26 protein-coding genes are annotated in these 22,799 nt (G+C 68.1%); 6 read left to right on the plus strand and 20 right to left on the minus strand.

The window, feature by feature from the left end:
- Positions 1 to 190: 190 nt before the first annotated feature.
- The 3 genes from Q0817_RS18040 to Q0817_RS18050 all read right to left on the minus strand — a co-directional run bounded on the left by Q0817_RS18040 (position 191) and on the right by Q0817_RS18050 (position 2,287).
- Complete coding sequence (locus tag Q0817_RS18040) at positions 191 to 349, minus strand: hypothetical protein (RefSeq protein ID WP_298591397.1); 159 nt, start codon at positions 347 to 349, stop codon at positions 191 to 193.
- Between the two features lie 127 nt (positions 350 to 476).
- Positions 477 to 1,337 carry an ABC transporter permease gene (locus tag Q0817_RS18045; RefSeq protein WP_298591399.1) on the minus strand — a complete coding sequence of 287 codons (861 nt, stop codon included), beginning with the start codon at positions 1,335 to 1,337 and terminating at the stop codon, positions 477 to 479.
- On the minus strand, positions 1,337 to 2,287 hold the full coding sequence (locus Q0817_RS18050) for an ABC transporter ATP-binding protein (RefSeq protein ID WP_298591401.1): 951 nt from the start codon (positions 2,285 to 2,287) through the stop codon (positions 1,337 to 1,339). The genes Q0817_RS18045 and Q0817_RS18050 overlap by 1 nt, the downstream gene beginning before the upstream one ends.
- Positions 2,288 to 2,704: 417 nt before the next feature.
- Between Q0817_RS18050 and Q0817_RS18055 the strand changes: the two genes are divergently transcribed.
- The gene (locus Q0817_RS18055; protein ID WP_298591403.1) at positions 2,705 to 3,838 is read left to right on the plus strand and encodes an excalibur calcium-binding domain-containing protein; all 1,134 of its coding nucleotides are present in this window, start codon (positions 2,705 to 2,707) and stop codon (positions 3,836 to 3,838) included.
- A gap of 83 nt (positions 3,839 to 3,921) precedes the next feature.
- On the opposite strand, the gene Q0817_RS18060 is transcribed toward Q0817_RS18055, so the two are convergent.
- Complete coding sequence (locus tag Q0817_RS18060; protein ID WP_298591405.1) at positions 3,922 to 4,167, minus strand: hypothetical protein; 246 nt, start codon at positions 4,165 to 4,167, stop codon at positions 3,922 to 3,924.
- Between the two features lie 713 nt (positions 4,168 to 4,880).
- On the opposite strand from Q0817_RS18060, the gene Q0817_RS18065 reads away from it, so the two are divergent.
- Entirely contained in the window at positions 4,881 to 5,354 is a 474-nt protein-coding gene (locus Q0817_RS18065) for a cupin domain-containing protein (protein WP_277551927.1), read from the plus strand.
- Positions 5,355 to 5,465: 111 nt separating this feature from the next.
- Here Q0817_RS18065 and Q0817_RS18070 read toward each other — a convergent pair whose 3' ends face one another.
- The 5 genes from Q0817_RS18070 to Q0817_RS18090 form a co-directional block, all read right to left on the minus strand.
- Complete coding sequence (locus tag Q0817_RS18070; protein WP_136341574.1) at positions 5,466 to 5,855, minus strand: heavy metal-responsive transcriptional regulator; 390 nt, start codon at positions 5,853 to 5,855, stop codon at positions 5,466 to 5,468.
- A gap of 115 nt (positions 5,856 to 5,970) precedes the next feature.
- The gene (locus Q0817_RS18075; RefSeq protein WP_298591413.1) at positions 5,971 to 7,365 is read right to left on the minus strand and encodes an FAD-dependent oxidoreductase; all 1,395 of its coding nucleotides are present in this window, start codon (positions 7,363 to 7,365) and stop codon (positions 5,971 to 5,973) included.
- Positions 7,366 to 7,475: 110 nt separating this feature from the next.
- Positions 7,476 to 8,918, minus strand: a complete 1,443-nt coding sequence (merA, locus tag Q0817_RS18080; RefSeq protein WP_144836539.1) for a mercury(II) reductase — start codon at positions 8,916 to 8,918, stop codon at positions 7,476 to 7,478.
- 320 nt (positions 8,919 to 9,238) lie between these two features.
- Complete coding sequence (locus tag Q0817_RS18085) at positions 9,239 to 9,883, minus strand: cation transporter (protein ID WP_136341545.1); 645 nt, start codon at positions 9,881 to 9,883, stop codon at positions 9,239 to 9,241.
- Positions 9,883 to 10,230: a helix-turn-helix transcriptional regulator gene (locus Q0817_RS18090; protein WP_136341546.1), complete on the minus strand. Its 348-nt coding sequence runs from the start codon at positions 10,228 to 10,230 to the stop codon at positions 9,883 to 9,885. Before Q0817_RS18090 ends, Q0817_RS18085 begins: the two co-directional genes overlap by 1 nt.
- A gap of 192 nt (positions 10,231 to 10,422) precedes the next feature.
- Between Q0817_RS18090 and Q0817_RS18095 the strand changes: the two genes are divergently transcribed.
- Both Q0817_RS18095 and Q0817_RS18100 read left to right on the plus strand, forming a co-directional pair.
- Entirely contained in the window at positions 10,423 to 11,157 is a 735-nt protein-coding gene (locus tag Q0817_RS18095) for a ZIP family metal transporter (RefSeq protein WP_136341547.1), read from the plus strand.
- Positions 11,158 to 11,326: 169 nt separating this feature from the next.
- Positions 11,327 to 11,944 carry a class I SAM-dependent methyltransferase gene (locus Q0817_RS18100; protein ID WP_136341548.1) on the plus strand — a complete coding sequence of 206 codons (618 nt, stop codon included), beginning with the start codon at positions 11,327 to 11,329 and terminating at the stop codon, positions 11,942 to 11,944.
- Positions 11,945 to 12,065: 121 nt separating this feature from the next.
- Here the strand turns inward: Q0817_RS18100 and Q0817_RS18105 are convergent, their stop codons facing one another.
- The 9 genes from Q0817_RS18105 to Q0817_RS18145 form a co-directional block, all read right to left on the minus strand.
- Positions 12,066 to 13,589, minus strand: coding sequence for a multicopper oxidase family protein (locus tag Q0817_RS18105; RefSeq protein ID WP_144836538.1), 1,524 nt, complete (start codon positions 13,587 to 13,589; stop codon positions 12,066 to 12,068).
- Entirely contained in the window at positions 13,586 to 13,852 is a 267-nt protein-coding gene (locus tag Q0817_RS18110; protein WP_144836537.1) for an SHOCT domain-containing protein, read from the minus strand. Before Q0817_RS18110 ends, Q0817_RS18105 begins: the two co-directional genes overlap by 4 nt.
- Before the next feature lie 115 nt (positions 13,853 to 13,967).
- Positions 13,968 to 14,270: a hypothetical protein gene (locus Q0817_RS18115; protein WP_298591417.1), complete on the minus strand. Its 303-nt coding sequence runs from the start codon at positions 14,268 to 14,270 to the stop codon at positions 13,968 to 13,970.
- A gap of 122 nt (positions 14,271 to 14,392) precedes the next feature.
- Positions 14,393 to 15,328, minus strand: coding sequence for a cysteine synthase A (cysK, locus tag Q0817_RS18120; RefSeq protein ID WP_136340786.1), 936 nt, complete (start codon positions 15,326 to 15,328; stop codon positions 14,393 to 14,395).
- A gap of 175 nt (positions 15,329 to 15,503) precedes the next feature.
- Entirely contained in the window at positions 15,504 to 16,253 is a 750-nt protein-coding gene (locus tag Q0817_RS18125) for a cytochrome c biogenesis CcdA family protein (RefSeq protein ID WP_298591433.1), read from the minus strand.
- 69 nt (positions 16,254 to 16,322) lie between these two features.
- On the minus strand, positions 16,323 to 17,210 hold the full coding sequence (locus tag Q0817_RS18130; RefSeq protein WP_298591418.1) for a F510_1955 family glycosylhydrolase: 888 nt from the start codon (positions 17,208 to 17,210) through the stop codon (positions 16,323 to 16,325).
- Positions 17,211 to 17,255: 45 nt separating this feature from the next.
- Positions 17,256 to 17,591 carry a hypothetical protein gene (locus Q0817_RS18135; protein WP_298591419.1) on the minus strand — a complete coding sequence of 112 codons (336 nt, stop codon included), beginning with the start codon at positions 17,589 to 17,591 and terminating at the stop codon, positions 17,256 to 17,258.
- A gap of 412 nt (positions 17,592 to 18,003) precedes the next feature.
- The gene (locus tag Q0817_RS18140) at positions 18,004 to 18,189 is read right to left on the minus strand and encodes a hypothetical protein (RefSeq protein WP_298591421.1); all 186 of its coding nucleotides are present in this window, start codon (positions 18,187 to 18,189) and stop codon (positions 18,004 to 18,006) included.
- Positions 18,186 to 18,410 (minus strand): hypothetical protein, encoded by a 225-nt coding sequence (locus Q0817_RS18145; RefSeq protein WP_298591423.1) that lies wholly within the window; start codon positions 18,408 to 18,410, stop codon positions 18,186 to 18,188. The genes Q0817_RS18140 and Q0817_RS18145 overlap by 4 nt, the downstream gene beginning before the upstream one ends.
- Positions 18,411 to 18,698: 288 nt before the next feature.
- On the opposite strand from Q0817_RS18145, the gene Q0817_RS18150 reads away from it, so the two are divergent.
- Positions 18,699 to 18,971: an SHOCT domain-containing protein gene (locus Q0817_RS18150; RefSeq protein ID WP_298591425.1), complete on the plus strand. Its 273-nt coding sequence runs from the start codon at positions 18,699 to 18,701 to the stop codon at positions 18,969 to 18,971.
- A 66-nt stretch (positions 18,972 to 19,037) separates the two neighbouring features.
- On the opposite strand, the gene Q0817_RS18155 is transcribed toward Q0817_RS18150, so the two are convergent.
- Together Q0817_RS18155 and Q0817_RS18160 are read right to left on the minus strand one after the other, a co-directional pair.
- Positions 19,038 to 21,356 carry a cation-translocating P-type ATPase gene (locus Q0817_RS18155; protein ID WP_298591427.1) on the minus strand — a complete coding sequence of 773 codons (2,319 nt, stop codon included), beginning with the start codon at positions 21,354 to 21,356 and terminating at the stop codon, positions 19,038 to 19,040.
- Positions 21,357 to 21,410: 54 nt separating this feature from the next.
- A complete protein-coding gene (locus Q0817_RS18160) occupies positions 21,411 to 21,638 on the minus strand; it encodes a heavy-metal-associated domain-containing protein (protein WP_298591429.1) in 228 nt (75 codons plus the stop codon).
- 302 nt (positions 21,639 to 21,940) lie between these two features.
- Between Q0817_RS18160 and Q0817_RS18165 the strand changes: the two genes are divergently transcribed.
- Positions 21,941 to 22,678 carry a TlpA disulfide reductase family protein gene (locus Q0817_RS18165; protein ID WP_298591431.1) on the plus strand — a complete coding sequence of 246 codons (738 nt, stop codon included), beginning with the start codon at positions 21,941 to 21,943 and terminating at the stop codon, positions 22,676 to 22,678.
- Positions 22,679 to 22,799: the final 121 nt, after the last annotated feature.

Here is a 22,799-nt window from a genome sequence, read left to right on the forward strand (position 1 = left end):
ACTACATCGACCTGAAACGCCAACAGCCCCGATGACCTCGATCACCGAAGAAACGGATAACGCACTTTCCCATCAATTAGGACAAAGTGCCCTATGCCCGATGTGTGCTGACCGACCGGAGGCTGCACAACCGCACCCCTGGGGACTCGGTTGCAACGGCCCCGCGGACAAGTCAGATGAGCTCAGCTGATCACGCGGCAGTTGTCCGGGCGTGTTCAATCAGCTCGGACATCATGTTCACCACAGTTTGGCGCTCGAACGCATTGAGCGCTGCGGGATCCGCCTGACACCTCGTAGTCAATGCCGCATGAAAACGGGAGATCTCCTGAAGCCGCTGCGCATTGATCATGCACGGAAGATATGCCCTGCGGATGACTTCTGACAAGGTGTAATGCCTTGATGCAACCACCGCACAACTTTACATAAGGCCCGTCGGCCATCGGGCCAAGGGAGCTCCAGCAAATGCGACACCTGCTTTAGCTCGATGTCCAATAATCGTCGCCATGAAAGTACCAGTGAGGGACGACTCCCCAGGGGTTCGCTGGCCGCATGAACCTGGAGCGACGATGCCGCGACTGGTGCTCGAAGTTCGGCACGGACCCGATGGCCAGCACCACCAGGATCTGCACCGCCCCGACCGCGAACACCGCCAGGATCTTGCCCATCACCAGCGTCGTGGGGTTCACGGTGGTGAGGATCATCTCGGTGACCCGGTTTTCCTTCTCCTCCAGGGTGGAGTTGAGCATCTGGTTGGAGAGCATCACGATCACCAGGAAGAACACCACCAGCAGCCCCAGCGGGGCGATGGCCTCGGTGAACCCGCCGGTGACCTCCCCGTCGCGGAAGATGGTGGACTCCACGCTGAGGTCGCCGGCCGCGGCCGCGGCCAGGCCCGGGTCCCCGATTTGTTGCTGGGCTGCGGTGGTCAGCAGGGACTCGGCCACCGCCTCATAGGTCCCGTTGTCGAAGAGCCCCCGGTCCGCCCCGGTCACCTCGATCGGCTCCGCAGCCGGATCGACCGGGTAGGCGAAGTACGCATCCAGCTCCCCGGCCTTCACCGCCTCGATCGCCCCAGCAGAGTCATCGGCGGGTTGACCGCCGAAGGCGTCCGCCAGCTCGTCCGGGATCGTCCCGGAAGCGTCCGTGTAGGCGAAGGCGATCTCGGCCTCGGCCTGGGCGGCCTCGTTATCGCTCATCGAGGTCCCGGAGACGAAGGACAGGGCGAAGATGATCGCGATGACCACCGGCACCGCCAGGATCGCGATCCAGAACCCGCGCTTTCGCACCGTCCGCAGGAACTCGAACCCCACCACGGTGGAGAGGTTGTGCTGTGCCATCAGGCACCCACCCCCGCCATCTCGGCCTCGTCATTCTGGAGGCTGTCGGCGCCGTAGACCCGGATGAAGACTTCCTCCAATGAGGTCCGGGCGGTGGTGAACCCGGACACCGGCACCCCGGCGCCCACGAGCTCGGTGAGCACCGCCGTCTCGTCGGCCCCCGGGGCCGGGGCGAGCTCGGACACCAGCCCCTCCCCTATCTCCCGTGTGCTGGCCACGGTGTAGTGGCGTGAGGTAGGTACCGCACCGGTGTGGGTGACCCGGTAGGTGGTGCCGCCGAACTGCTCCTGCACGTCTCGGACGGTGCCGTAGGCGTGGGAGGTGCCGTCCTTGAGCAGGATCACCCGGTCGCAGAGCCGTTCGACCTCTTCCATCTGGTGGGTCACCATCACCACCGTCGCCCCTGCCCGTCTCTGGTCTTCGATGATGTCCATCAAAAGCCGGCGGTTGACCGGGTCGAAGCCCTTCGTCGGCTCGTCCAGGATCAGCAGTTCCGGGGTGTTCATGATCGTCACCCCCAGCTGCACCTTCTGCTGCTGGCCCCCAGAAAGTTTGTCCAGGCGGGCAGAGGCTTTCTCGGCCAGCCCGACGCGTTCGAGGTATTCCAGCGACCAGGACCTGGCCTTGGTCTTGTCGAGACCTTTGAGTCGGCCGAAGTAGGCCATGGTCTCGAGCACCGGCTCCTTCTTGTACAACCCCCGCTCCTCCGGCAGATACCCCAACCGTGCCCCGTCGGCCGGCTCGAAGGACTTGCCGTTGATATGCAGGACCCCGGCGGTGGGCTGATAGATCCCCAGCAGGGCCCGCAGGGTCGTGGTCTTCCCGGACCCGTTGGAGCCGAGGAACCCGAAGGTCTCCCCCGCGTGCACGTCGAAAGACAGGTCGTTGATGACGATGGTGTTCCCGAAAACCATTCGGAAGTCGTCGATGTGGACCAGCGGCTCACTCATGGTGTTCTCTTTCGCATACGACCAGCCTACGGAGGCGCTGCCCACCGCCGCCGGAGCCCTGCCTCCGGCGGCTCGAGGGACTACTGGTGCCGCATCCTTGCTGCCCGCGACGCCTCGCAAGCCCTTCCCCTGCTCGGTCGCCTGCACCAGCGATGGTGGGGGCGTCCCTTCGCTCCGGGACACCGCGTTCCCGCCCAGGTGACCCTCAGCCGGCCTTCGCCCACCGGTAACTGGTGACAGCAGGCCGTTACAGGGCCGCACGAGAGCCTGTGTGGTGACGTGCTGCGGCTGGACCGTCACATCCACGGCCTGTTCGCTTTGGTGACCGGCCGGTAGGAAGATGAGAGACGCCTCGATCCCCCGCGCCAGGTACCTCCGTGATCCCCGAGATGACCCGGCCCCTCCCCCAGGAGCGACATGCCCCTCTCCCTCTCTGCCTCCCGCCGCGCCCGCGGCCGCACCGCCACGGCCTGGTCCTCGGCGGCCATGGCCCTGGCCCTGCTCACCGGCTGCACCAGCGCCCCGGCCGACCCCGGTGGCAACCCCGCCACCGCTGCGAGCACGGCGGCTCCCTCCCCCACGGCTTCCAGCGCGCCTGCGGAGCCCGCGACCACACCGTCACAGACCCCGGCCGCGCCCGCGGCCGCCTCCTCCGAGGCTCTGACGGCGCTCAACGGGCTAAAGGTCGCCGCCCGCGGCACCATGTCCGACTACGACCGTGATCGTCTGTTCGGTGGGTGGATCGACGCTGACGGCGACTGCGAGGACACCCGCCAGGAAATCCTCCACCGCGACCTCGACGACGTCGTCTCCGCCGACGGGTGCAAGGTCGACTCCGGGGTGCTGAACCCGGACCCCTACACCGACACCACGATCAACTTCGTGCGCGGACCGGCCACCTCCTCCGACGTGCAGATTGACCACGTGGTGTCGCTCGGCAACGCCTGGATCACCGGGGCCCGCAACCTCTCACAGGACCAGCGCGTGGAGCTGGCCAATGACCCGTTGAACCTGCTGGCGGTGGACGGGCCGACCAACCAGGCGAAGTCCGACAAGCCCGCCGATCAGTGGTTGCCACCGAACGTGGACTTCCGCTGCGAGTTCGTCGCCATCCAGATCGCAGTGAAGGCCAAGTACGAGCTGTGGGTCACCGTCCCGGAGAAGACCGCCATGACCGAGGTCCTCGCCGACTGCGAGGGCCAGGAGCTCCCGACCGCCGCGGTCCTCACCGACATCGACGCCAACGCCCCGGCCCCGGTCGTGGAGGCGCCCGAGCCGGCACCCGCCCCGGTGCGAAAGGCCCCTGAGCCGGCCCCGGTGGTGCCCGAGCCGGTCGTGCCCGAGCCCGCCCCGGTGGCACCGGCCCCGGTCGCTCCCGCTCCGAAGCCCGAGCCGGTGCCCGCAGCGCCAGCTGCTCCGGCCGGCCCGGCCGGCGGGTTCGCCAACTGTTCTGCGGCCAAGGCCGCTGGTGCGGCTCCGCTCTACGCCGGGTCCCCGGGCTACGCCCCGAAGCTCGACCGTGATGGCGACGGCGTGGCCTGCGAGAGCTGATCCCCCATCAGCACGAAGCCCCGCTTCTCCTCGTCCCGGCAGGGAACAGGAGGGCGGGGCTTCGCCGTGTCACCGGCCGGTACTCAGGAACTCCAGGAATCCCCGGGCTGCTTGGGTCGGCCAGCGGTGAACGCCTCGCGCACCGCGGACTGCTGTCGTTCGAGCGGGGCGGTCTCGGCGTCGGCGATCACCGTGACGAACGCCTTGGTGTCCTCCACCAGCGAGGTGATCTTCTCGGGGTTGTCCACTGCCCAGGTGTAGGCGGTGGCGTAGTCGACAGGCTGGCCAGCAGCCACCACGACACCGACTTCGGTAATCTCCACGGACACGGGTGCGCTCCTCTGCTGCGGTGAACTGCTGGGAGCTCAAGCGTAGTTGGCTCACTGGCACCGGCCCGGGGCGCCGCGCGCTGAGCCGAGGCGGACCTACGTCCCTCGAACCAGTGACGGCGACGGCATGACCGGAGCGACTCGCCTAGCGATGATCGGCGCACATACGACGATCCGCACAACTTGGTCACCTCGTCCGGGCACATGTTTCCAAGAAGGGCCTCGCTCTGCCATTTCCGCGGGTGTTCATGTACGGGAAGCAGAACGACGATCTGTCTTACCTGGGACACCTGACCGAACACGCGGTGGAACTGGCCGAGATCCCGCACAGCACCCACTTCCCGATGCACTCCAAAGGCACCGACGAACTCAGGCGCTCCTCACTTGCGGTAGCTCCCGGATCCGCCGGTAGCCGGTGGCCCCCCGACACGCCCAGGTCATCTAGCCTGACCTCGCCGCTCCATGACCGGACCCCTCTGGAGCTGATCCCCGGTGATCGAGGAGCACATTCGTGGGCTTGTCACCGGCCTTGGGCACCCGACCGAGTGGTCATCGGCAAGCTGATGTAAGTCCGGGTGCCTCGGACCGGCGACGAGAAGATCACCGACACTGTGTGTTCACTCCCCACCACCGGGCGCCGCGGGGACAAGTGGATCGGCGTCGGACGGTTCTCCACCCTGGTGATCCTCCGGGGAGAGGTACAGAATGCGGTCATGGACATCACCGACAACGGGCCGAAGCCGAACGCGTTCGATATCGAGAGCGCTACGACGGAGAACGCTGACTACCGCCGCGTCGCCTGGACGGGCAAGCACCTGCAGGTGACGCTCATGTCGATCGAGCCCGGCGGAGCGATTGGTCTCGAGGTGCATCACGGCACCGACCAGTTCCTGCGCATCGACGCAGGCAAGGGTCGCGCGAAGATGGGGCCCTCGAAGGACGATCTCTCGTTCCAGCAAGACGTCGAGGACGGCTGGAGCATCCAAGTGCCCGCCGGCACGTGGCACGACGTGGAGAATACCGGGGACGAGCCCCTGCGCCTCTATGCGATCTACGCGCCCACGCACCACGCGCAGGGCATCGTGCAGAAGGCACCGGAAGACGCCGAGAAGGACGAGGAGCAGGGCCGCGACGAGCCGCCGCCGTGGATCGATGAGGTCGACGACCAGGGCGAAGAGACCGCCTGAGCTGCTACAACGATTACCTGACTGTCCGATAGACGGGCCATATGTAAAGCGGTGGTAGCGCTCTTCGGGTTCATCGCTGTGTTCATCCACATCTGAACATCAGGGGTGACCTCAGAGGTAGCTGCAGATCTGCTCGGCGTCGCACTGGGCGGGGTCCCCCTGGGCGGCGATCTGGTGGTAGTCGGCCACGGAGGCCCGCAGAGCGGTGAGTTCAGCGATTTGCTGATCGAGGCGGGTCAGTTGCTGGGCCAGCTGGGCGGCTACGTGGGTGCAGGGGGCCTGACCGGCGTCGCGGACCTGCAGGATCTCGCGGATCTCGGCCAGGGTGAGCCCGGCGACCTTGCTGCGGCGGATGAATTCCAGTCGGGCCACGGTCTCTGGTGGGTAGTCGCGGTATCCGTTGGGACAGCGGTGCACCGAGGGGAGTAGTCCTTGCTGCTCGTAGAACCGCAGGGCCTTGGTGGTCATGTCGGCGGCTGCGGCCGCTTCACCGATACGCACGGTGCACCTCGATCCTGGACTGATCCTTGGTCTTCCACGGTAGAGGAAGGTGCTGGCGCAGGACGCAGGGCGCTGTCTGAACCTTGCGCGACGGGGACGGCCCCGTCCCCGGTGGTCACCCGGGTTCGGTGCGGGATCGGTCGGCCTCCACGGCCTGCCAGGCCTTGCGGGCGGCGATCAGCACCGGATCCCACACCGGGGAGAACGGTGGGGCGTAGGACAGGTCGATGTTCAGCAGCTCCTCCACCGGGGTCTCGTGCCACAGCGCCACGGAAAGCACGTCGATGCGTTTGGCCGCGCCTTCCTCCCCGACGATCTGGGCTCCGAGCAGCCGTCCGGTGCCGCGTTCGGCGATGAGGTTGGTACGGATCGGTTTGGCCCCGGGGTAGTAGCCGGCCCGGGTGGTGGAGTCGACCACGGCGGTGATGGGATCGAACCCGGCCGCCTGCGCCTCAGACTCCCCGAGCCCGGTGCGTCCGACTTCGACGTCGCAGATCTTGGTCACGGCCGTGCCCAGCACTCCGGGGAAGGTGGCGTAGCCGCCGCCGAGGTTGATCCCGGCGGTACGGCCCTCCTTGTTCGCGTGCGTGCCCAGCGGCAGCGTCACGTGGCGGCGGGAGACGCGGTGGAACTTCTCCACGCAGTCCCCTCCCGCCCACACCCCCTCGATGCCGGTGCGCAGTCTGCGGTCCACCGCGACCGCCCCGCTGGACCCGAGGGGAATCCCGGCCTGGGCGGCCAGGGCCGTGTTCGGGGCCACCCCCAGACCCAGGATCACCAGATCGGTCGGGATGGTGGCTTGATCGGTCACCACCGCGGCGACCTGGCCGTTGTGGGTGTCGAAGCCGGTGACTGTCTCCTCCATCCGCACGTCCATCCCGAAGCCCTCCATTGCGGAGGCGATGAGCGCGCCCATGTCCGGGTCCAAGCCCGGCAGCGGGGCCGGGGGGCGCCCGATCACGGTGATCTGCACGCCCCATGCGGACAGGGCCTCGGCCAGCTCCAGGCCGATGTAGCCGGCCCCGACGACCACCGCCCGGCCCGGCCGTTCCCGCTCCAGCACCGCCCGCAGGGCGAGGCCGTCGTCGAGGGTCTGCACCCCGTGGATGCCCTGGGCCTCGATCCCGGGCAGCGGAGGGCGGGTCGGGGTGGCGCCGGTGGCGATCATGAGCTGATCGAATTCCTCCCAGATCTCCCGTCCCGTGGGCAGCTCGCGCACGAGCACGGCCCGCCGGTGAAGGTTGATCTCCAGGACCTCGTGCCCGATCCGGGCATCGATGCCCTGGTTGTCGCGGAACTGCTCAGGAGTGCGCGCGATCAGGGTGGTGGCGTCGGCGACGTCCTTGCCGATGAAGTACGGGATCCCGCAGGCCGAATAGGAGGTGTAGTGACCGCGTTCGAAGGCCACGATCTCCAACTGGTCCGGGGGGACCTGGCGGCGTGCGGCTGAGGCCGCGCTCATCCCCGCAGCATCCCCACCGATGACGACCAACCGCTCAGCCATGAGCATCCCTTCCGCGTAGCGACTGTTGAATCCCGGGCCTCCGGGCGGCACCGACGATCAAGGTGTCTCGTTCGCCCCGTAGAGGGAGGGCCCGCCCCACTGTGACAGGCCGGGGTTCACGCGGCGCAGCAGGACAGTTTGGACACGTCGGTGCGGAAGGACTGGGCTGCGATCTTCAGGCCTTCGGCCATGGTCAGGTACGGGCACCATAGGGTGGCGAGCTGGTCCACCGTCATGCCCGCGGACACGACGTAGACCCCGGCCGCAGCCAGCTCCCCGGCGTCTTTGGCGACCGCGGTGATCCCGAGGATCCGCCCGGTGTTCGCCTCGGCGACGATCTTGATGAACCCACGGGTGTCGCGGTTGACCAGCGCCCTCGGCACGTATTCCAGGGGCAGGACCCGGCATTCGCACATGATGCCGGCCGCCCTCGCCTGTTTGTCGGTCATCCCCACCGCCCCCACGGCCGGGGTGGTGAAGGTGACCCTCGGCAAGTGGGTGTAGTCGACCTCTTGGCCGGTGTGGTTGAACGCGTTCTCCACCGCGGTGACCCCGTGGGCTGAAGCGACGTAGACGTACTGCGGGTGACCGGTCACGTCCCCGGCCGCCCACACCCGCCGATTGGAGGTGCCCATCCGGGTATCCACGACGATCTCCCCATGCTCACCGGTGTCCACCCCGACCGCCTCGAGGTCCAACCCGTCCGTGACCGCCCGGCGCCCGACCGCGACCATGAGCCTGGCCCCCCGCAGCGTCTCTTGCCCGCCGGGGCCTGTGGAGGTGGCGATCACTTCCCCGGTGTCCGGATCGGAGGCCACCGCCGAGACAGTGGTGCGGCGGATCACCCGGATGCCCTCCTCGGCGAACACCCCCATCAGCGTCCGGGAGACCTCCGGCTCCTCGTGGGCAGCCAGGCGGGAGCGGACGACCATGGTCACCGCCGAGCCCAAACGGGCGAAGAGCTGGGCCTGCTCCATCGCCACGTACCCGCCACCGATGATCAGCAGCGACTCGGGCACTTCCTCCAACTCCATGGCGGTGGTGGAAGTCAGATACTTCACCTGCTCCAGGCCCTCGATGTCCGGGACGATCGGGGTGGAGCCGGTGGCCACCAGGTAGTGGGCCGCCCGCACCTGTCGGCGGGCATCGTCGGCTCCGGTGACCTCAAGCGCCGGGTCCTCAGCGGTGCCGGTGAACACCGCCTCACCCGTAACCAGGTCCCAGCCGTACTCCCCGACCAGATCCACGTACTTCTCCGCACGCATCCCCTCCACCAGGGCGTCCTTGCCGGCGATCAGACCGGGCATGTCCACCGGACCTGTGGAGGCCGTGATCCCGGGATACCGGGCAGCATCCATTGTCGTGTGCCTCGCCTCGGCGGCGGCCAGCAGCGCCTTCGACGGCACGCACCCGGTGTTCACACAGGTCCCCCCGACAGTGGACCGCTCGATCATCACCACCCGCTGGCCCAGATTGGTGGCCCGGATCGCGGCGGCGAAAGCACCACCACCAGAACCGATGATCGCCAGATCCACCTCGTACGTTCCAACTTCAGGCATGACCGGCCTCCATAAGTCCGTGAGGAAAGCCCCGAGGGAGCCTTCTATGTCCTGAGGCACCCAGCCTGCACCTTGCCCTGCAGGGGAAGGTCAAGGTCTCACTGCGGAAACGTCCTACCAAAACACCCCTACCGCAACGCATAAACCCTGCAACATTTGGAGGGCGCCGTGTCACCGGAGGCATGACCTCGCCGGGGACAGCGGAGGGGCCTTGCCATTGACAGGGCCCCTCCGCTGTTGTTCGGTGCCGTCCAGTAGCAGGTGCTGCTGCCAGACCCGATGGGCGGTCTCGCCTTGTCTCTGAAGGAAGAGCGTGTTGGTCAGTCGCCGCCCTCGACGAGTTCGCCCTCCCAGGCCTCCTTGCCCTCGTGGAGAGCGAAGGCGGCGATGATGAACCCGGCCACCGGGTCCACCCACGCCGCCCCGGTCAGAGCGAAGATGATCAGCCCGGCCAGCGTGGAGACCGACAGCAGCACGCAAATCCTGGTCTCGGCGGCATCGGCCAGGATGAGGTTGTCACCCAGGGCCGTGCCGACCTTCTTCTTGGCTGCGGCCAGGATCGGCATGATGATCAGCGAAAGCACCAGGACGACGACGCTCACCGGGGATGACTCCGGGGTCTCGCCCTCGAGCAGGGACCGGATGCCCTCGTAGGTGACGTAGGCGGCGAGGATGAAAAAGGTCACCGCCACGAGCTTGAGCGTGACCCGCTCCTTGCGTTCGTCGGCCTCGCCGTGGCGCAGCCGGGCAGACAGGCGCAGAGCGACCAGCACCGCGGCGATGGACTCGATGCCCGAATCAATGCCGAAACCGACCACCGAGACCAGTCCCGCCATCAGCCCCGCGGTGACGGCCACGATGCCTTCGATGACGTTGTAGCCGACGGTGAACTGGGCCAGGCGCAGCCCGCGACGAGTGAGGGCTTCGGTCTCGGTCGGGGACAAGTCGGTGGTGGGGTTGCTCATCAGTCTTCTTCCGTGGACGTGCCGTAGGTGAGGCAGAGCGCCACCTTCGAACCGGTGGCCGCCAACAGGGTCTCGGCGGTGGCCAGCAGGTCCATCAGCTCCGGGCGGGCCAGGGCGTAAAAGGTCTGGCGACCCTCGGTGCGCCCGGCCACCAGCCCGCACTCGCGCAGGCAGGACACATGGGCCGAGACGGTGGATTGGGCTAGCCCGGTCTGCTCGACCAGGTCCCGCACCCGGGCCTCACCTTGAGCCAGACGGGCCACGATGGTCAGGCGGGTGGGGTCGGACAGGGAGTGGAACAGGGCCACGGCCGGGTCCAGGCCAGTCGCACAACTGGTTTTCGTCATTGTTCGATGTTATCGCCCAAACCTGATTGGTTCGCCCGCGACGATGTGATTCTGCTCGCCTCCGGGAAGCCATAGGGGCCGGGACATCCCGATTCCCGGCTGCCAGACTGTGCACGTCCGGACCAGCCGGTCCGGACGTGGTTGGCCCCGGACAGATCCCGCCGTCGTCGTTCAAGCCTGAAGGGGTGGCCCGTGGAAGGTTTTGTGCTGGTGTTGGCTTTGGCCGCGTTGCCGGCGGCGGGGAACTTTCTGGGCGGACTGGCCGCGGAGATGGTGGATGTCTCCGAACGGGCCTTGTCCCTGGCGCTGCATCTGGCCGCGGGCATCGTGATGGCCGTGGTCGGCCTCGAGCTGATGCCCGAAGCCCTGGGCGCCTCCCCACCGTGGGTGCCGATCCTCGCGTTCATGGGCGGCGGAGCATCCTTCATGGGCATCGAACGAGCCATCGGCTCCATCCGGCGACGCCTCGGAGCAGGAGAAGAAAGCAGCGGCCCTCTGGCGATCTTCAGCGGAGTGTCCCTGGACCTGTTCAGCGACGGGGTGATGATCGGCACCGCCACCGTCCTGAACCCGTCCCTGGGCCTGCTGCTGGCCCTGGGCCAGGTCCCGGCCGATGTCCCGGAGGGCTTCGCGGCGATCGCCACGCTGCGCCGGGCTCAGATCCCCCGGCGCGCCCGAATCCTGATGGCCCTGAGCTTCACCGCCCCGATCCTGCTCGGGGCGGCCCTGGGCTACTTCGCCCTGCGCCAGGCCCCGGAAATCCTGACCCTGTCGGTCCTGGCGGTCACCGGTGGGGCACTGACCAGCGTGGTGGTCGAGGAAATGCTCACCGAAGCCCACGAAGGCGACACCAGCGTATGGGGCCCGATCCTGCTCACCGGCGGATTCGCGCTGTTCGCCGCGATCTCCGTCTACCTCGGCTCCTGAGGCGTCGCACGCACCGATCTCCCCTCCCAAGGCGTCGGTACATGCCGAGGATGGCGCCCACTATGTTGATGATGCACATCACCCACGTGCAGCTGAGCCAACGGCCACGGCATGGTGGCACAGACACGACCTGAGATGATGGGCGGCAACGTGGGGGGAAGGAAAAAGCATGGGTTTCTACGACGACCGGGTGCTCCCACACGTCATCGACGTGGTGATGAACGCCAAGCAGATCCGAGAGATCCGACAGCGTGTGTGCTCAGGCCTGCAGGGCGAGGTGGTGGAGATCGGGTTCGGCACCGGACACAATCTGCCCTTCCTCCCGCCCGAGGTGACCCGATTGCAAGCTGTGGAGCCCTCCCAGCGCAGCATCGCCCTGGCTCAGGAACGGATCGCCGCCTCGGAGGTCCCCGTGGAGATCGTCGGCCTCGACGGGCAACACCTGCCCCTGGAGGACAACTCCGCAGATGCGGTGCTGTGCACCTGGAGCCTGTGCACCATCCCCGACCCAGAGGCGGCGGTGCGCGAGATGGCACGCGTGCTCGCACCGGGCGGGCAGTTGCACTTCGCCGAGCACGGTCGGGCACCGGAACACGGCGTCCGCCGATGGCAGGACCGTCTCAACGGCATGCAGCAGCGCATCGGTGGTGGGTGCCACCTCAACCGCGACATCCCCTCAATCATCGAAGCGGCAGGAATGAAGATCACTCGGCTGAACACCCACTACGCCGAGGGCATCCCCAAGCCATACGCGTTCATCTACGAAGGCACCGCAACGGCCAGCTAGCCCAGCCTCTGCAAGCGGCCATCCGCAGGCCGGGATCGTTCCTCCGACTCCAGGCCGCCCCGGCGCAGCCACCGGCCATTGGGGCCCTCCGCAACGAGGCCGCACTGCGGGGAGCCCGGCCTCAGCGGGCTTCGACGGTGCCCATCATGCCCTGATCCTCGTGGTCGAGGATGTGGCAGTGGTACACGGTGCGCCCGGGGAAGTCCTCGAAGGCGATGAGGACTTTCACCTCCCCGAAAGCCGGGACGTTGACCACGTCCTGCCACCTCGGTTCGGCGAGGTCGCGGTCCCCATCCTGGACGACCTGCATGGGCCACACGTGCAGGTGGACGGGGTGGTCCATGGGGCTGGAGTTGACCAGGGTCCACTCCTCCACGGTCCCGGCCGCCACCAGGGTGTCGACCCGGTCGGGGTCGAACTCCTGGCCGTTGATGGTGAAGGCCATCATGGTGGTGTCCTCCTCACCGCCTCCACCGCCCATCATCGCCCCGCCGCCACCCATGGCCCCGGCCATGCCCATGGCGAAGTCCAGGGTGTGACGGGACGTGATCGGTTCCTCGCGCAGATCTCGCAGGGCCGGGCCCTCCGGCACTGGTGTGGGCGTTTCGACGGGGTCCCCGGACACCTCGAGGGCGAGTAGCTCGATCGGTTCGTCGTTGCCGGGCTCGTTGTCGCCCATCATGGTCCCGCCCATCATGCCCTCGTCCATCATGGCGTCCATGCCACCGCGGTTCACCGGTGCGGCGACCAGGGTGGCGGAGCCCGCGGTGGTGTCCACGAGCAGTTCGATGCGGTTGCCGGGGGCGATGACCGCTTCGGTGATCTCCTCGGGGATCGGCAGGCGCCCGAGGTCGCGGCTGAGCAGCCGAACCTGCTGGCCGTCCAATTGCAGTCGGAGGTAGCGGGAGGGGCAGGCGTTGATGATCCGCCACCGCTCTCGTTCCCCGGGGGCGGCGGTGAGCTGCGGGCGGACCTGGCCGTTGACCAGGACGACCTCGCCTTCCCGGCCCATCATCTGCTGCATCGGGGAGACGTCGGCGAGGTTGCCGGAGGCGTCCAGGGTCAGGTCCGAGACCACCATGACCCGCTCCCGGGTGACCGGGACCGGCTCGGGCTCCTCCACGACGATGGCGCCGTAGAGCCCGGCGGCGACCTGGTCGGCCACGTGGCCGTGGCGGTGCGGGTGGTACCAGTAGGTGCCCGGCGGGTGGTCGGCGGGCAGGGCGAACTCGTAGTCGAAGGACTCGCCCGGGTCGATGCTCACGAACGGGTTGTCGCCGTTGCCCTCCGGGGAGACGTGCAGCCCGTGCACGTGCAGATTCGTCGGGGCTTCCATCTCGTTGGTCATCGCCACCCGGATCGTGTCCCCCGGTGCCACCCGGAGGGTCGGTCCGGGCAGGGAGCCGTTGAAGGCCTGGACGGAGGCCTCCCGGCCGCCGACCTGGATCCGTGCCGGGGCGGCGGTCAGCTCCAGTTCCAGCACGCGGTCGCGGCTGGCCAGCACGTCCGGTTCGGCCAGGTCCTCACCGCCGGTGTAGCCGGGGCCGCCGGTGGTGGTCCACCACAGCCCGGCCCCGCCCACGACGGTGGCCCCTGCCCCGGCCGCGCCCAGTGCCAGCAGCTGCCGGCGGGTCAACGGGCTCACCGGCCATCCTCCTCCAGGGTCCGGAGACGTTCGCGGTACTCCTCGGTGCTCAGCTCGCCGCGGGCGTAGCGTTCCTCGAGGATCTCCCGCCCCCGGCCGGTGCCCGTGCTCGCCCCACGGCTGTGGTCGGGCCCGCCCGTGGTCGAGGACCTGCCGGTGGAGGCCTTCACCAGCACCACCACCAGTACGATCACCCCCACGAGCGTCAGCAGCCCGAAGATCCACATCAGCCCCATACCGCCCATACCGCCGCCGTTCATCATGATCGTGCTCCTTCGTCTCTCGTCGTACATGGTCAGATCGCTCGTAGTGCCTGGTCAGGTCAGTCTTGACCTCTCGGGCCCCTGGGCGTCAACAAGGGGGGGGCGGGCGGGGGCCTCACCGTCGCTGTCCTCTGGGGGACCGGAGGAGAGCCGGGGAAGGTTTGGCCGTGCGTGCGGCGGCGGTAGCCATCCAGGCCAGGGCGAAGAAGGCGATCACGGTGATCCCGAGGAAGTTCAGATCCACGGCCGTGACCGCTTCCAGAAGTCCGCCGGAGGACTGGGGCAGCTCGGCGGCCACCGAGAGCAGGCCCATCCCGCCGATCAGGAAAGCGATGAAGACGGAGACGTCGGTCACAACGATGTTGTAGTCGAGACTGCGCCGAGCATCACCGGTGGCCCGACTGTAGATCCGGTTCACGGTGATCTTCTGCTCTTGCAGGTTCTTATATGGACCCAGTAGCAGCATCGCCCCGAGGTCCCGTCAGGCACTGCATCGCCCACCGGAACCCCGGCACAGTGTGCAGAGCCGGATACGGGGCCTCAGCTGCGGATGTCCTCGTAGAGCAGGGTGGAGATGTAGCGTTCGCCGAAGTCGCACACGACCGCGACGATCAGCTTGTCCCGGTTCTCCTCCTTGGCGGCCTCCTGCAGGGCGGCCCACACGATGGCGCCCGAGGAGATCCCGCCGAGGATGCCCTCCTTGGTGCCGAGCTCGCGGGCGACCCGCACGGAGTCCTCGACGGTCACGTCGTAGACGTCGTCGTAGATCTGCCGGTCGAGGTTGTCGGGGACGAAGTTCGCGCCGAGGCCCTGGATCTTGTGCGGGCCGGCCTTGCCCTCGGTCAGCAGCGGCGAGTCGGCCGGCTCGACCACGAGCAGGCGGATGTCCGGCTTCTGCTCGCGCAAGTAGCGGCCCGCGCCCGTGATGGTGCCACCGGTGCCCACCCCGGAGACGAAGACGTCGACCGCCCCGTCGGTGTCCTCCCAGATCTCGGGGCCCGTGGTCGCGTAGTGGATCGCCGGGTTGGCCTCGTTGGCGAACTGCTTGGCCAGCACGGCGTTCTCGGTGCTGTCCACGATCTCCTGGGCCTTCTCGACCGCCCCGCGCATGCCCTCCGCACCCGGAGTGAGCACGATCTGGGCGCCGTAGGCGCGCAGCATGACCCGGCGCTCCGTGGACATGGTCTCGGGCATGGTCAGGATGACCTGGTAGCCGCGCGCGGCCCCGACCATGGCCAGCGCGATGCCGGTGTTGCCCGACGTCCCCTCGACGATCGTGCCGCCGGGCTTGAGCAGCCCGGACTTCTCCGCGGCGTCGACGATGGCCACGCCGATGCGGTCCTTGACCGAGTTGGCCGGGTTGTAGAACTCCAGCTTCACGGCGACGTTGCCGGGCAGGCCCTCGTCGAGCCGGTTCAGGTGGACGAGCGGGGTGCGGCCCACGATCTCGGTGACGTCGTTGTAGATCTTCGCCATGTGTGCTCCTCGTTAATGGTGCGGTGGGTTCGTGGTTGCCGGGTGGACAGTGAGTGGTTGTCGGAGAACCACTGCGGGCAGAGGGCTGGGACTTTTGGATGCGGACCGGTGCACTTCTCGCTAGGCCCGGCCATGTCGTTGCCATCCTCACTGTTGGTATAGCCAAGCTCAGGGATCAGACGGGGGTGAGGTAGGTGCCGGAGAGGTTCTGAAGCTGGTAGATCCAGCGCACCCAGATCCCGGAGACCATGAGCACTCCCACGAGGATCAGCACGGAGCCACCGGCGAGGTTGAAGGCGCGCATGTGCCGGCGGACGAACGCCAGGGTCTTGGAGACCCAGCCGATGCCCAGGGCGACCATGACGAAGGGAATGCCGAGTCCGAGGCAGTAGACGAAGGCCAGCAGCGCCCCACGCCAGGCGGTGCCGGTGGTGGTGCTCAGGGCCAGCACGGCGCTCAGCGTCGGGCCCATGCACGGGGTCCAGCCCAGGCCGAAGACCACGCCCAGCAGAGGGGAACCGGCCAGGCCTCGGCGCGGCTGCCAGGAGGGCTTCGTCGTTCCCTGCAGAAAAGGCAGGCGCCCGATCAGTGCCAAGCCCATCCCAATGACGAACACGCCCAGGATGCGGATCATCAGGTCCTGCCAGCGCAACAACCACCCGCCGATGGCCCCGAACGCGGCCCCGTAGAGGGTGAAGACCGCCGCGAAACCCAGGATGAACAGACCCACACCGGTCAGGACCCTGCGCCGGTTACCTGCGGCGGTGGGATCGGTCAACCCCGAGACGTACCCCAAGTAGCCAGGCACCAGGGGCAGGATGCACGGGGAGATGAAGGAGACGATCCCCGCAATGAGCGCCAGGGGGATCGCCACGAGCAGGGCACCGGACTGGACGTTCTGGGCGAAGAACTCTCCGATGCTCAGCAGGATCACCGGCCGCGCCCCTCACGGGCGGCGCGACCGGTGGTGCACAGGTAGGCCATCGGCGTGCGTCTACTCCGTTACCGGGATCGTGGTGGAGAAGCTGGCCCCGCCGTCCTCGGAGAACTCGATGCCTTCTTCGGTAGCGACCCAGATGCGCAGGTCCCCGTCTACCACCTCGGCGGCGACCGCCGCCGGCTGGGCGGTCTGCCCACCGGCCTCCTCCCAGGTCACCCCGGCATCTCGGCTGACGTGCACGGCACCGTCCGGGTCGACCCCCACGGCCGTGTCCGCGTCGGCGAATCCGGTCACCAGCAGCACCGGGGCGCCCTCGGGCAGCTCCCAGCTGCGACCACCGTCGGTCGAGCGCTGCACGCCCGGTTCGGTCGTCGCCAGTACGACCGGGTCCTGCGGGGAGGCCGCCAGGTGTGCGGGCTGGATCTGCTCGTCCACCTCCGACCACTCCTGCCCGTCGGGTGTCAACCGCAGGGTCCCGTCGAAGCCGATGACGCCTTCGGAGGAGACGGCCATGGCATGGAAGTCCGACTCGCCCTGGCGCGAGAGCACCTGCCAGGTCTGGCCGCCGTCGGTGGACTCGATCAGCCCCATGGGATTCGGCAGGTCCGAATCCTCGCCGGGGTGGCCGGAGGCGTAGTAGTGGTCGGGGCCGGCGACGGCGAAGCCCATGTAGTCATTGACTGGCCCGATCTGCTCGGGCTCCTCGCCGCTGAGGTCGAACACCCCGTAGTGGGTGGCCAGCATCAGGTCGTCGGTTCCTGGGTCGACGCTCAGGCCGTGGACGTGACCGAACGGGTTCTCCGACCCGCTCGCTCCCTGCCCGGAAATGGATCCTTGTTCGCCGCCGTCCGGGGCGCAGGCGGAGACGAGCAAGACGGTGGCCGTGGCCAGCCCGGTAAGACGGGCCGTGCGGCCGCCAATTGCAGAGATGTGTCGGATCATCGGATCGCTTTCAAAAGTTTCGGGAACGGCGTGCGCAGTCGGGACCTACTGCATGCCCATGCCAGAGTCGCCGCCCATCATTCCTCCGCCCATGCCGCCCATCATCTGCTCGTGCATCCGCTCCATTTCCGGGTGGTCGGCCATCATCCGTTCGTGCATCTGGACCATCTCGGGGTGGTCGGCCATCATCCGTTCGTGCATCTGGGCCATCTGGGCCATGTCCGGGTGGTCATGCTTGCCGGTGCCGGCCTCCTGGCGCTGGGTCTCGGACACGGACGCGCCCGGGGCCGGATCTGCGGGCCCGGGGGCGGAGGTGCCGATGACAGCACCTCCGGCGAGTACTGCTGCGGCGGCCAGTATCGACGTTGTAGCAGTGAACATGAGAGGTCTCCTTCGTGCGTGGTACCGGTCAACTTATTACTATGTTTCATAGTAGTGCCTGTGGTGGGACAGACTCAAAGCGCCCTCCGGACCGCGGTGCGCATCCCGGCTACCGGGATGCGCACCGCGGTCATGCGATCTGTCCGTCGCACACGACCTCAGATTCCGCCTCTGTATCGAGCGATTCAGGACTTCTTGCGCGAACCGCCCGGCACAGATTCGACTGGTACGGCGCATCAAAGCATCGATCGTGCGATGCGGTGAACGGCTGAGCCACCACCCAGGGGCTTCCAGGGCGCCGCCAAGGGAGAGGTTCGCGTGACGGGACGAGCTCGGCGGACCACCAGGGATTTCATGCCACGCCTTCAACGCGCAAGGATTGGCGGGCGACATCACCGCCCTGCTGTGGGCGCTAGCGTCGCAGGTCTTGGATCTCCTGGCGAAGCTGCACGATCTCTGCCTCGCGGCCCATCGGCTTGCTGGTGGGCATGCAGGATGTCATCGCGCACTGACCGCGTTTCATCGGGCGCAGGCAGAAGAAATACGTGAAGGTCACAGATGCGGCAAGGATCGCAGCGGCAATCCCGGTGCTGATCATCGGAGCGTCCCGCCTCCCGTGCTCGGTGCCTGCTGGGCCGCCCGCAGCTGATCGACCTCGCGGCGCAGCAGCTGCAGCTCGGCCTCGGCGACAGGGTCACCAGCGGGGGCCGAGGCAGGAGCGGCCTGGTTGTTCCCCATGCCCCGCATCATGAACCACATCATCACCCCCATGCCCAATGGGCACGCCAGCACAGCCAACCCCAACAGCAGTTCCGACATCTTCATCTCCTTGATCCACAAGCAGGCGGCCAGTGGCGGGATCCACCACCTCGTCAACTCCCTACTATGTAGAATAGTAGCAGTGGGTTTCAATGGGGGCTATACCGGCCACCGGCAACCCCGGACCCACCCACGGTTCCCTGGTTGCGCCGCCGGCAGCAGGTGCTGGTGGCGCCGGGACGTTGCCGGCATGTTCGGACGCCGTGATGCGGGGCCCAGGCCGCTGCCCTCGTTGTCGCCCATGGCTGCGGTGGACCCGAAAGCTGTCACAGGGAAAGGAACCAAGTCATGACGAATGGATGGGACATGGGCGGTATGGGGTGCGCGGGCGGTATGGCCATGATGTGGCTGGCCGGGCTGCTGTTACTCGGGGGCGTGGTGGTGCTGGCGGTCGTCCTGGTGCGGGCCTTTTCCGGCAGGTCCCAGGACAAAGGCAGGAGCGGAACCGGCGCGGGCGCTGGCCGGGGGCGGGAGGTCCTCGAGGAGCGCTACGCCCGTGGGGAACTGAGCACCGAGGAGTACCGGGAACGGTTGCGGGTCCTGGCAGACGACGAGCAGTAGGCCCGTCGGTACGACCTGCGCCCGCCCCTTTTCGAAAGGGGGCGGGCGCAGGCCGTGCCGGGACTGTCAGGCGGCGACGGTGGCGGTGGGCTCGTCGGCGCCGCGGCCGGCACCCGGCCCCGGGCTGGGGTCGATGGAGACGGCCCGGAAGCCGCGCAGGCGCAGGCTGTTGCTGACGACGAACACCGAGGAGAATGCCATGGCCGCTCCGGCGATCAGCGGGTTGAGCAGTCCGGACACTGCCAGGGGGATCGCGGCGATGTTGTAGGCGAAGGCCCAGAACAGGTTGCCCTTGATCGTGGTCAGCGTCCGCCGCGACAGCCGCACCGCGTCCACGGCCGTGCGCAGGTCGCCGCGGACGAGGGTGAGGTCGGAGGCTTCGATGGCCACGTCGGTGCCGGTGCCCATGGCGATGCCCAGATCCGACTGGGCCAGGGCGGCGGCGTCGTTGACGCCGTCACCGACCATGGCCACCACCCGCCCGGATTTCTGCAGCCGGGTCACGACGTCGACCTTGTCCTCGGGCATGACCTCGGCGATGACCTCCTCGATCCCGACCTCGGCGGCGATCGCCTGTGCCGCACGGGTGTTGTCACCGGTGAGCAGCACCGGGCGCAGCCCGAGGTCCTTGAGCTCGGCCACGGCCTGGGCGGAGGTGGGCTTGAGGGTGTCGGCCACCACCAGGACGCCACGGATGTGCCCGTCCCAGCCCACGGCGATTGCGGTGCGCCCGGCCGCCTCGGCCTCCTCCAAGGCGGTCTCCAGGGTGGGGTCGGGGGTCAGCGCCCACTGCTCGACCAGCCAGGAGATCCGTCCGGCGGCCACCGCGTGGCCGGCGACCACACCGGTCACCCCCAGGCCCTGGGTGCTGGTGAAGGACTCCACCGCCGGCAGGTCCCCGACCTGTTCGCGGGCACCGGTGGCGATGGCTTCGGCGATGGGGTGCTCGGAGGCGTCCTCCAGTGCCCCGGCCATCAGCAGCACCTGCTCGGTTTCAGCACCGGGGGCGGGGACGACGTCGACCAGGCGCATCTTGCCCGCGGTGACGGTGCCGGTCTTGTCCAGCACGATCGTGTCGACCTGACGGGTGGACTCCAGGATCTGCGGGCCCTTGATCAGGATCCCCAGCTGGGCCCCGCGCCCGGTGCCGACCATCAGCGCTGTGGGGGTGGCCAGTCCGAGCGCGCACGGGCAGGCGATGATGAGCACGGCCACCGCGGCGGTGAACGCCATCTCCGCCCCGGCCCCCACGATCAGCCAGAAACCCAGGGTGGCCAGGGAGATCGTGATCACGGTCGGCACGAAGATCGCGGAGATCCGGTCGGCCAGCCGCTGGACCGGGGCTTTGCCGGTCTGGGCCTGCTCCACCAGCCGAGCCATCTGCGCCAGCTGGGTGTCCGCCCCCACCCGGGTGGCTCGTACCAGCAGGCGTCCGCCGACGTTGACGGTGGCCCCAGCCACCGCTTCGCCGGGGCCGACCTCCACGGGCACCGGTTCCCCGGTGAGCATGGAGGCGTCCACCGCCGAGGTGCCTTCGACCACGGTCCCGTCGGTGGCGATCTTCTCGCCGGGGCGCACGAAGAACTCATCCCCCACCGTCAGTTGCTCCACCGGGATGCGCACCTGCTCACCGTCGCGGACCACGGTGACGTCCTTGGCGCCCATCTCCAGCAGGGCCCGCAGGGCCGCCCCGGAGCGCTTCTTGGCGCGGGCCTCGAAGTAGCGCCCGAGCAGCAGGAAGACCGTCAGGGCGGCGGCGACCTCGAGGTAGATCTCGTGGGCTCCCATGCCGCGTTCGGGAATGAGGGTGAAGTCCATGCGGAAGCCCGGCTCCCCCGCTCCGCCGAAGAACAGTGCGTAGAGGGACCAGCCGAAGGCGGCGAGCACCCCGAGGCTGATCAGGGTGTCCATGGTCGCCGCGCCGTGGCGGATGTTGGTCCAGGCGGCCCGGTGGAAAGGCCAGGCCCCCCAGGTCGCCACCGGCGCGGCCAATGTCAGCGACAGCCACTGCCAGTTGTCGAACTGCAAGGGAGCGATCATGGCCAGGGCCACCACCGGGGCGGTGAGCACGGCCGAGAGGATCAGCCGCTGCCGCAGGGGCGCGGCCTCATCCGGACCCGTCACCTGCTCCTCCGTCTGCTCGGCCCCAGGGGTGGGGCGGGGGGCGGCCGGCTGCCGCACCCGGGCGGTGTAGCCGGTGGCTTCCACGGTGGCGACCGCGTCCTCCACCGAGGTGCCTTCCGGCAGGGCGACCTGCGCCTTCTCAGTGGCGTAGTTGACGCTGGCTTCCACCCCGGGCATCCGATTGAGCTTCTTCTCGATGCGCGCCGCGCAGGATGCGCACGTCATGCCACTGATCTCGAGCTCAAGGTCTTGCTGGTTCATCGACCCCTCTCCTTCCTGGTGTGGCCGTGGCCGGCCGAGCCAGCCGGTACTGACTCAGGCAGAGGTGCCCGTGAGCTCATATCCGGCCTCGTCCACGGCCTCCCGGACGTCCTCGCGCGCCGGCGCGGCATCACTGGTGATCGTCACTTCCGAGGCCCCGCCGGGGACCAGATCGACCTCGACGTTGCGCACGCCGGCGATCTTGCCCACTTCCTCGGTCACTGAGTGGACGCAGTGCGAGCAGGTCATGCCGGTGACGGCGTAGGTGGTGGTGGTGCTCATGCCAAGACTCCTTCGTTTCCGTGGTCGGTGCTGTCGGGGCCAGTTCGTCTCCACCTCTTTTATACCCCATGGGGGTATCCATGTATACCCCGGGCGTGTGTTTGTGCCCACATCCAACCGGGCATGGAGGGACTGGTCACGAGGTCACTGCTGAACGGGTGACCGGACATCGGCAGCAGCGGCATGATCTCTGCCGTTGCGGCGCCGACGGGTGCAGGCCATTGATACTATGGTTGATAGTATAGCTGGTGATGATCACCAGCCGCAGGCGATGACGTCCGGCACAGCGAGGGGAAACGCGCATGGAAACGACCGTCGAAGATCGCAAGTGGACCTACACGCCGGGTCGCGGCCCGCGTCGGGGAGCTGCGCGGTCCGGAAGTCCGCGCAGGCTGTGGAAGGCCTCTGCGTTGCTGGTGGTCTCCTCTTTTCTGCTGGCAGCATGCACGACTTCGGACCCGCTGGCCGAGCAGGCTTCGGCGGCGAACACGAACTACGTGGCGGGGGACGGCTCGGTGGCCGAGTATCCCCCCGGGGAGCGTGCTCCGATCAGCAGTTTCGAGGCGACCCTCGAGGACGGGACCGTCATCACCACGGCGGACCTTGAAGGGCAGGTCACCGTCTTGAACTTCTGGTACGCCGCCTGCGCCCCGTGCCGGGTGGAAGCTCCTGATCTGCAGGCACTGAACGAGGAGTTCAGCGCAGCCGGCGCTGCGGCCGAGAAGTCCGCGGCGAAAGAGGACCTGGACGCCCTGGACCAGGAGTTCGGCGGGCGGGAGGTGCAGTTTCTCGGTATCAACCTTCGGGACCAACAGGCGACCTCCTCAGCGTTCGAGCGCAGTTTCGGCATCACCTACCCCAGCGCCCTGGACACCGACGGATCGATCGCCATGGGTCTGAGCGAATTCGTACCCCCGCAGGCGGTGCCGACCACCGTGGTCATCGACAAGGACGGACGCATCTCGGCCAGGGTGCTGGGGATCGCGGAGAAGAGCACACTGCGCGCCCTGATCAACACAGCAGTGGAGACCAGCGGCTGACCCCTGCACTGGCCCCGTCAGGGTCTCCGGCCGTGCCTTGCGCTGGGGGGGGGGGGGGGGGGGGGGGGGGGGGGGGGGGGGGGGGGGGGGGGGGGGGGGGGGGGGGGGGGGGGGGGGGGGG

This window comes from uncultured Kocuria sp., assembly GCF_947500125.1.
Taxonomy (GTDB): domain Bacteria; phylum Actinomycetota; class Actinomycetes; order Actinomycetales; family Micrococcaceae; genus Kocuria.

Excerpts from the sequence above, each read along its gene's own strand:
- Q0817_RS18085 (WP_136341545.1), bottom strand. The coding sequence starts at position 9,883 with ATGAGCAACCCCACCACCGACTTGTCCCCGACCGAGACCGAAGCCCTC.
- Q0817_RS18150 (WP_298591425.1), top strand. The coding sequence starts at position 18,699 with ATGACGAATGGATGGGACATGGGCGGTATGGGGTGCGCGGGCGGTATG.
- Q0817_RS18110 (WP_144836537.1), bottom strand. The coding sequence starts at position 13,852 with ATGATGAACGGCGGCGGTATGGGCGGTATGGGGCTGATGTGGATCTTC.
- Q0817_RS18100 (WP_136341548.1), top strand. The coding sequence starts at position 11,327 with ATGGGTTTCTACGACGACCGGGTGCTCCCACACGTCATCGACGTGGTG.
- Q0817_RS18055 (WP_298591403.1), top strand. The coding sequence starts at position 2,705 with ATGCCCCTCTCCCTCTCTGCCTCCCGCCGCGCCCGCGGCCGCACCGCC.
- Q0817_RS18165 (WP_298591431.1), top strand. The coding sequence starts at position 21,941 with ATGGAAACGACCGTCGAAGATCGCAAGTGGACCTACACGCCGGGTCGC.
- Q0817_RS18075 (WP_298591413.1), bottom strand. The coding sequence starts at position 7,365 with ATGCTCATGGCTGAGCGGTTGGTCGTCATCGGTGGGGATGCTGCGGGG.
- Q0817_RS18160 (WP_298591429.1), bottom strand. The coding sequence starts at position 21,638 with ATGAGCACCACCACCACCTACGCCGTCACCGGCATGACCTGCTCGCAC.
- cysK (WP_136340786.1), bottom strand. The coding sequence starts at position 15,328 with ATGGCGAAGATCTACAACGACGTCACCGAGATCGTGGGCCGCACCCCG.
- Q0817_RS18155 (WP_298591427.1), bottom strand. The coding sequence starts at position 21,356 with ATGAACCAGCAAGACCTTGAGCTCGAGATCAGTGGCATGACGTGCGCA.
- merA (WP_144836539.1), bottom strand. The coding sequence starts at position 8,918 with ATGCCTGAAGTTGGAACGTACGAGGTGGATCTGGCGATCATCGGTTCT.
- Q0817_RS18065 (WP_277551927.1), top strand. The coding sequence starts at position 4,881 with ATGGACATCACCGACAACGGGCCGAAGCCGAACGCGTTCGATATCGAG.
- Q0817_RS18130 (WP_298591418.1), bottom strand. The coding sequence starts at position 17,210 with ATGATCCGACACATCTCTGCAATTGGCGGCCGCACGGCCCGTCTTACC.
- Q0817_RS18045 (WP_298591399.1), bottom strand. The coding sequence starts at position 1,337 with ATGGCACAGCACAACCTCTCCACCGTGGTGGGGTTCGAGTTCCTGCGG.
- Q0817_RS18090 (WP_136341546.1), bottom strand. The coding sequence starts at position 10,230 with ATGACGAAAACCAGTTGTGCGACTGGCCTGGACCCGGCCGTGGCCCTG.
- Q0817_RS18135 (WP_298591419.1), bottom strand. The coding sequence starts at position 17,591 with ATGTTCACTGCTACAACGTCGATACTGGCCGCCGCAGCAGTACTCGCC.
- Q0817_RS18140 (WP_298591421.1), bottom strand. The coding sequence starts at position 18,189 with ATGATCAGCACCGGGATTGCCGCTGCGATCCTTGCCGCATCTGTGACC.
- Q0817_RS18145 (WP_298591423.1), bottom strand. The coding sequence starts at position 18,410 with ATGTCGGAACTGCTGTTGGGGTTGGCTGTGCTGGCGTGCCCATTGGGC.
- Q0817_RS18050 (WP_298591401.1), bottom strand. The coding sequence starts at position 2,287 with ATGAGTGAGCCGCTGGTCCACATCGACGACTTCCGAATGGTTTTCGGG.
- Q0817_RS18040 (WP_298591397.1), bottom strand. The coding sequence starts at position 349 with ATGATCAATGCGCAGCGGCTTCAGGAGATCTCCCGTTTTCATGCGGCA.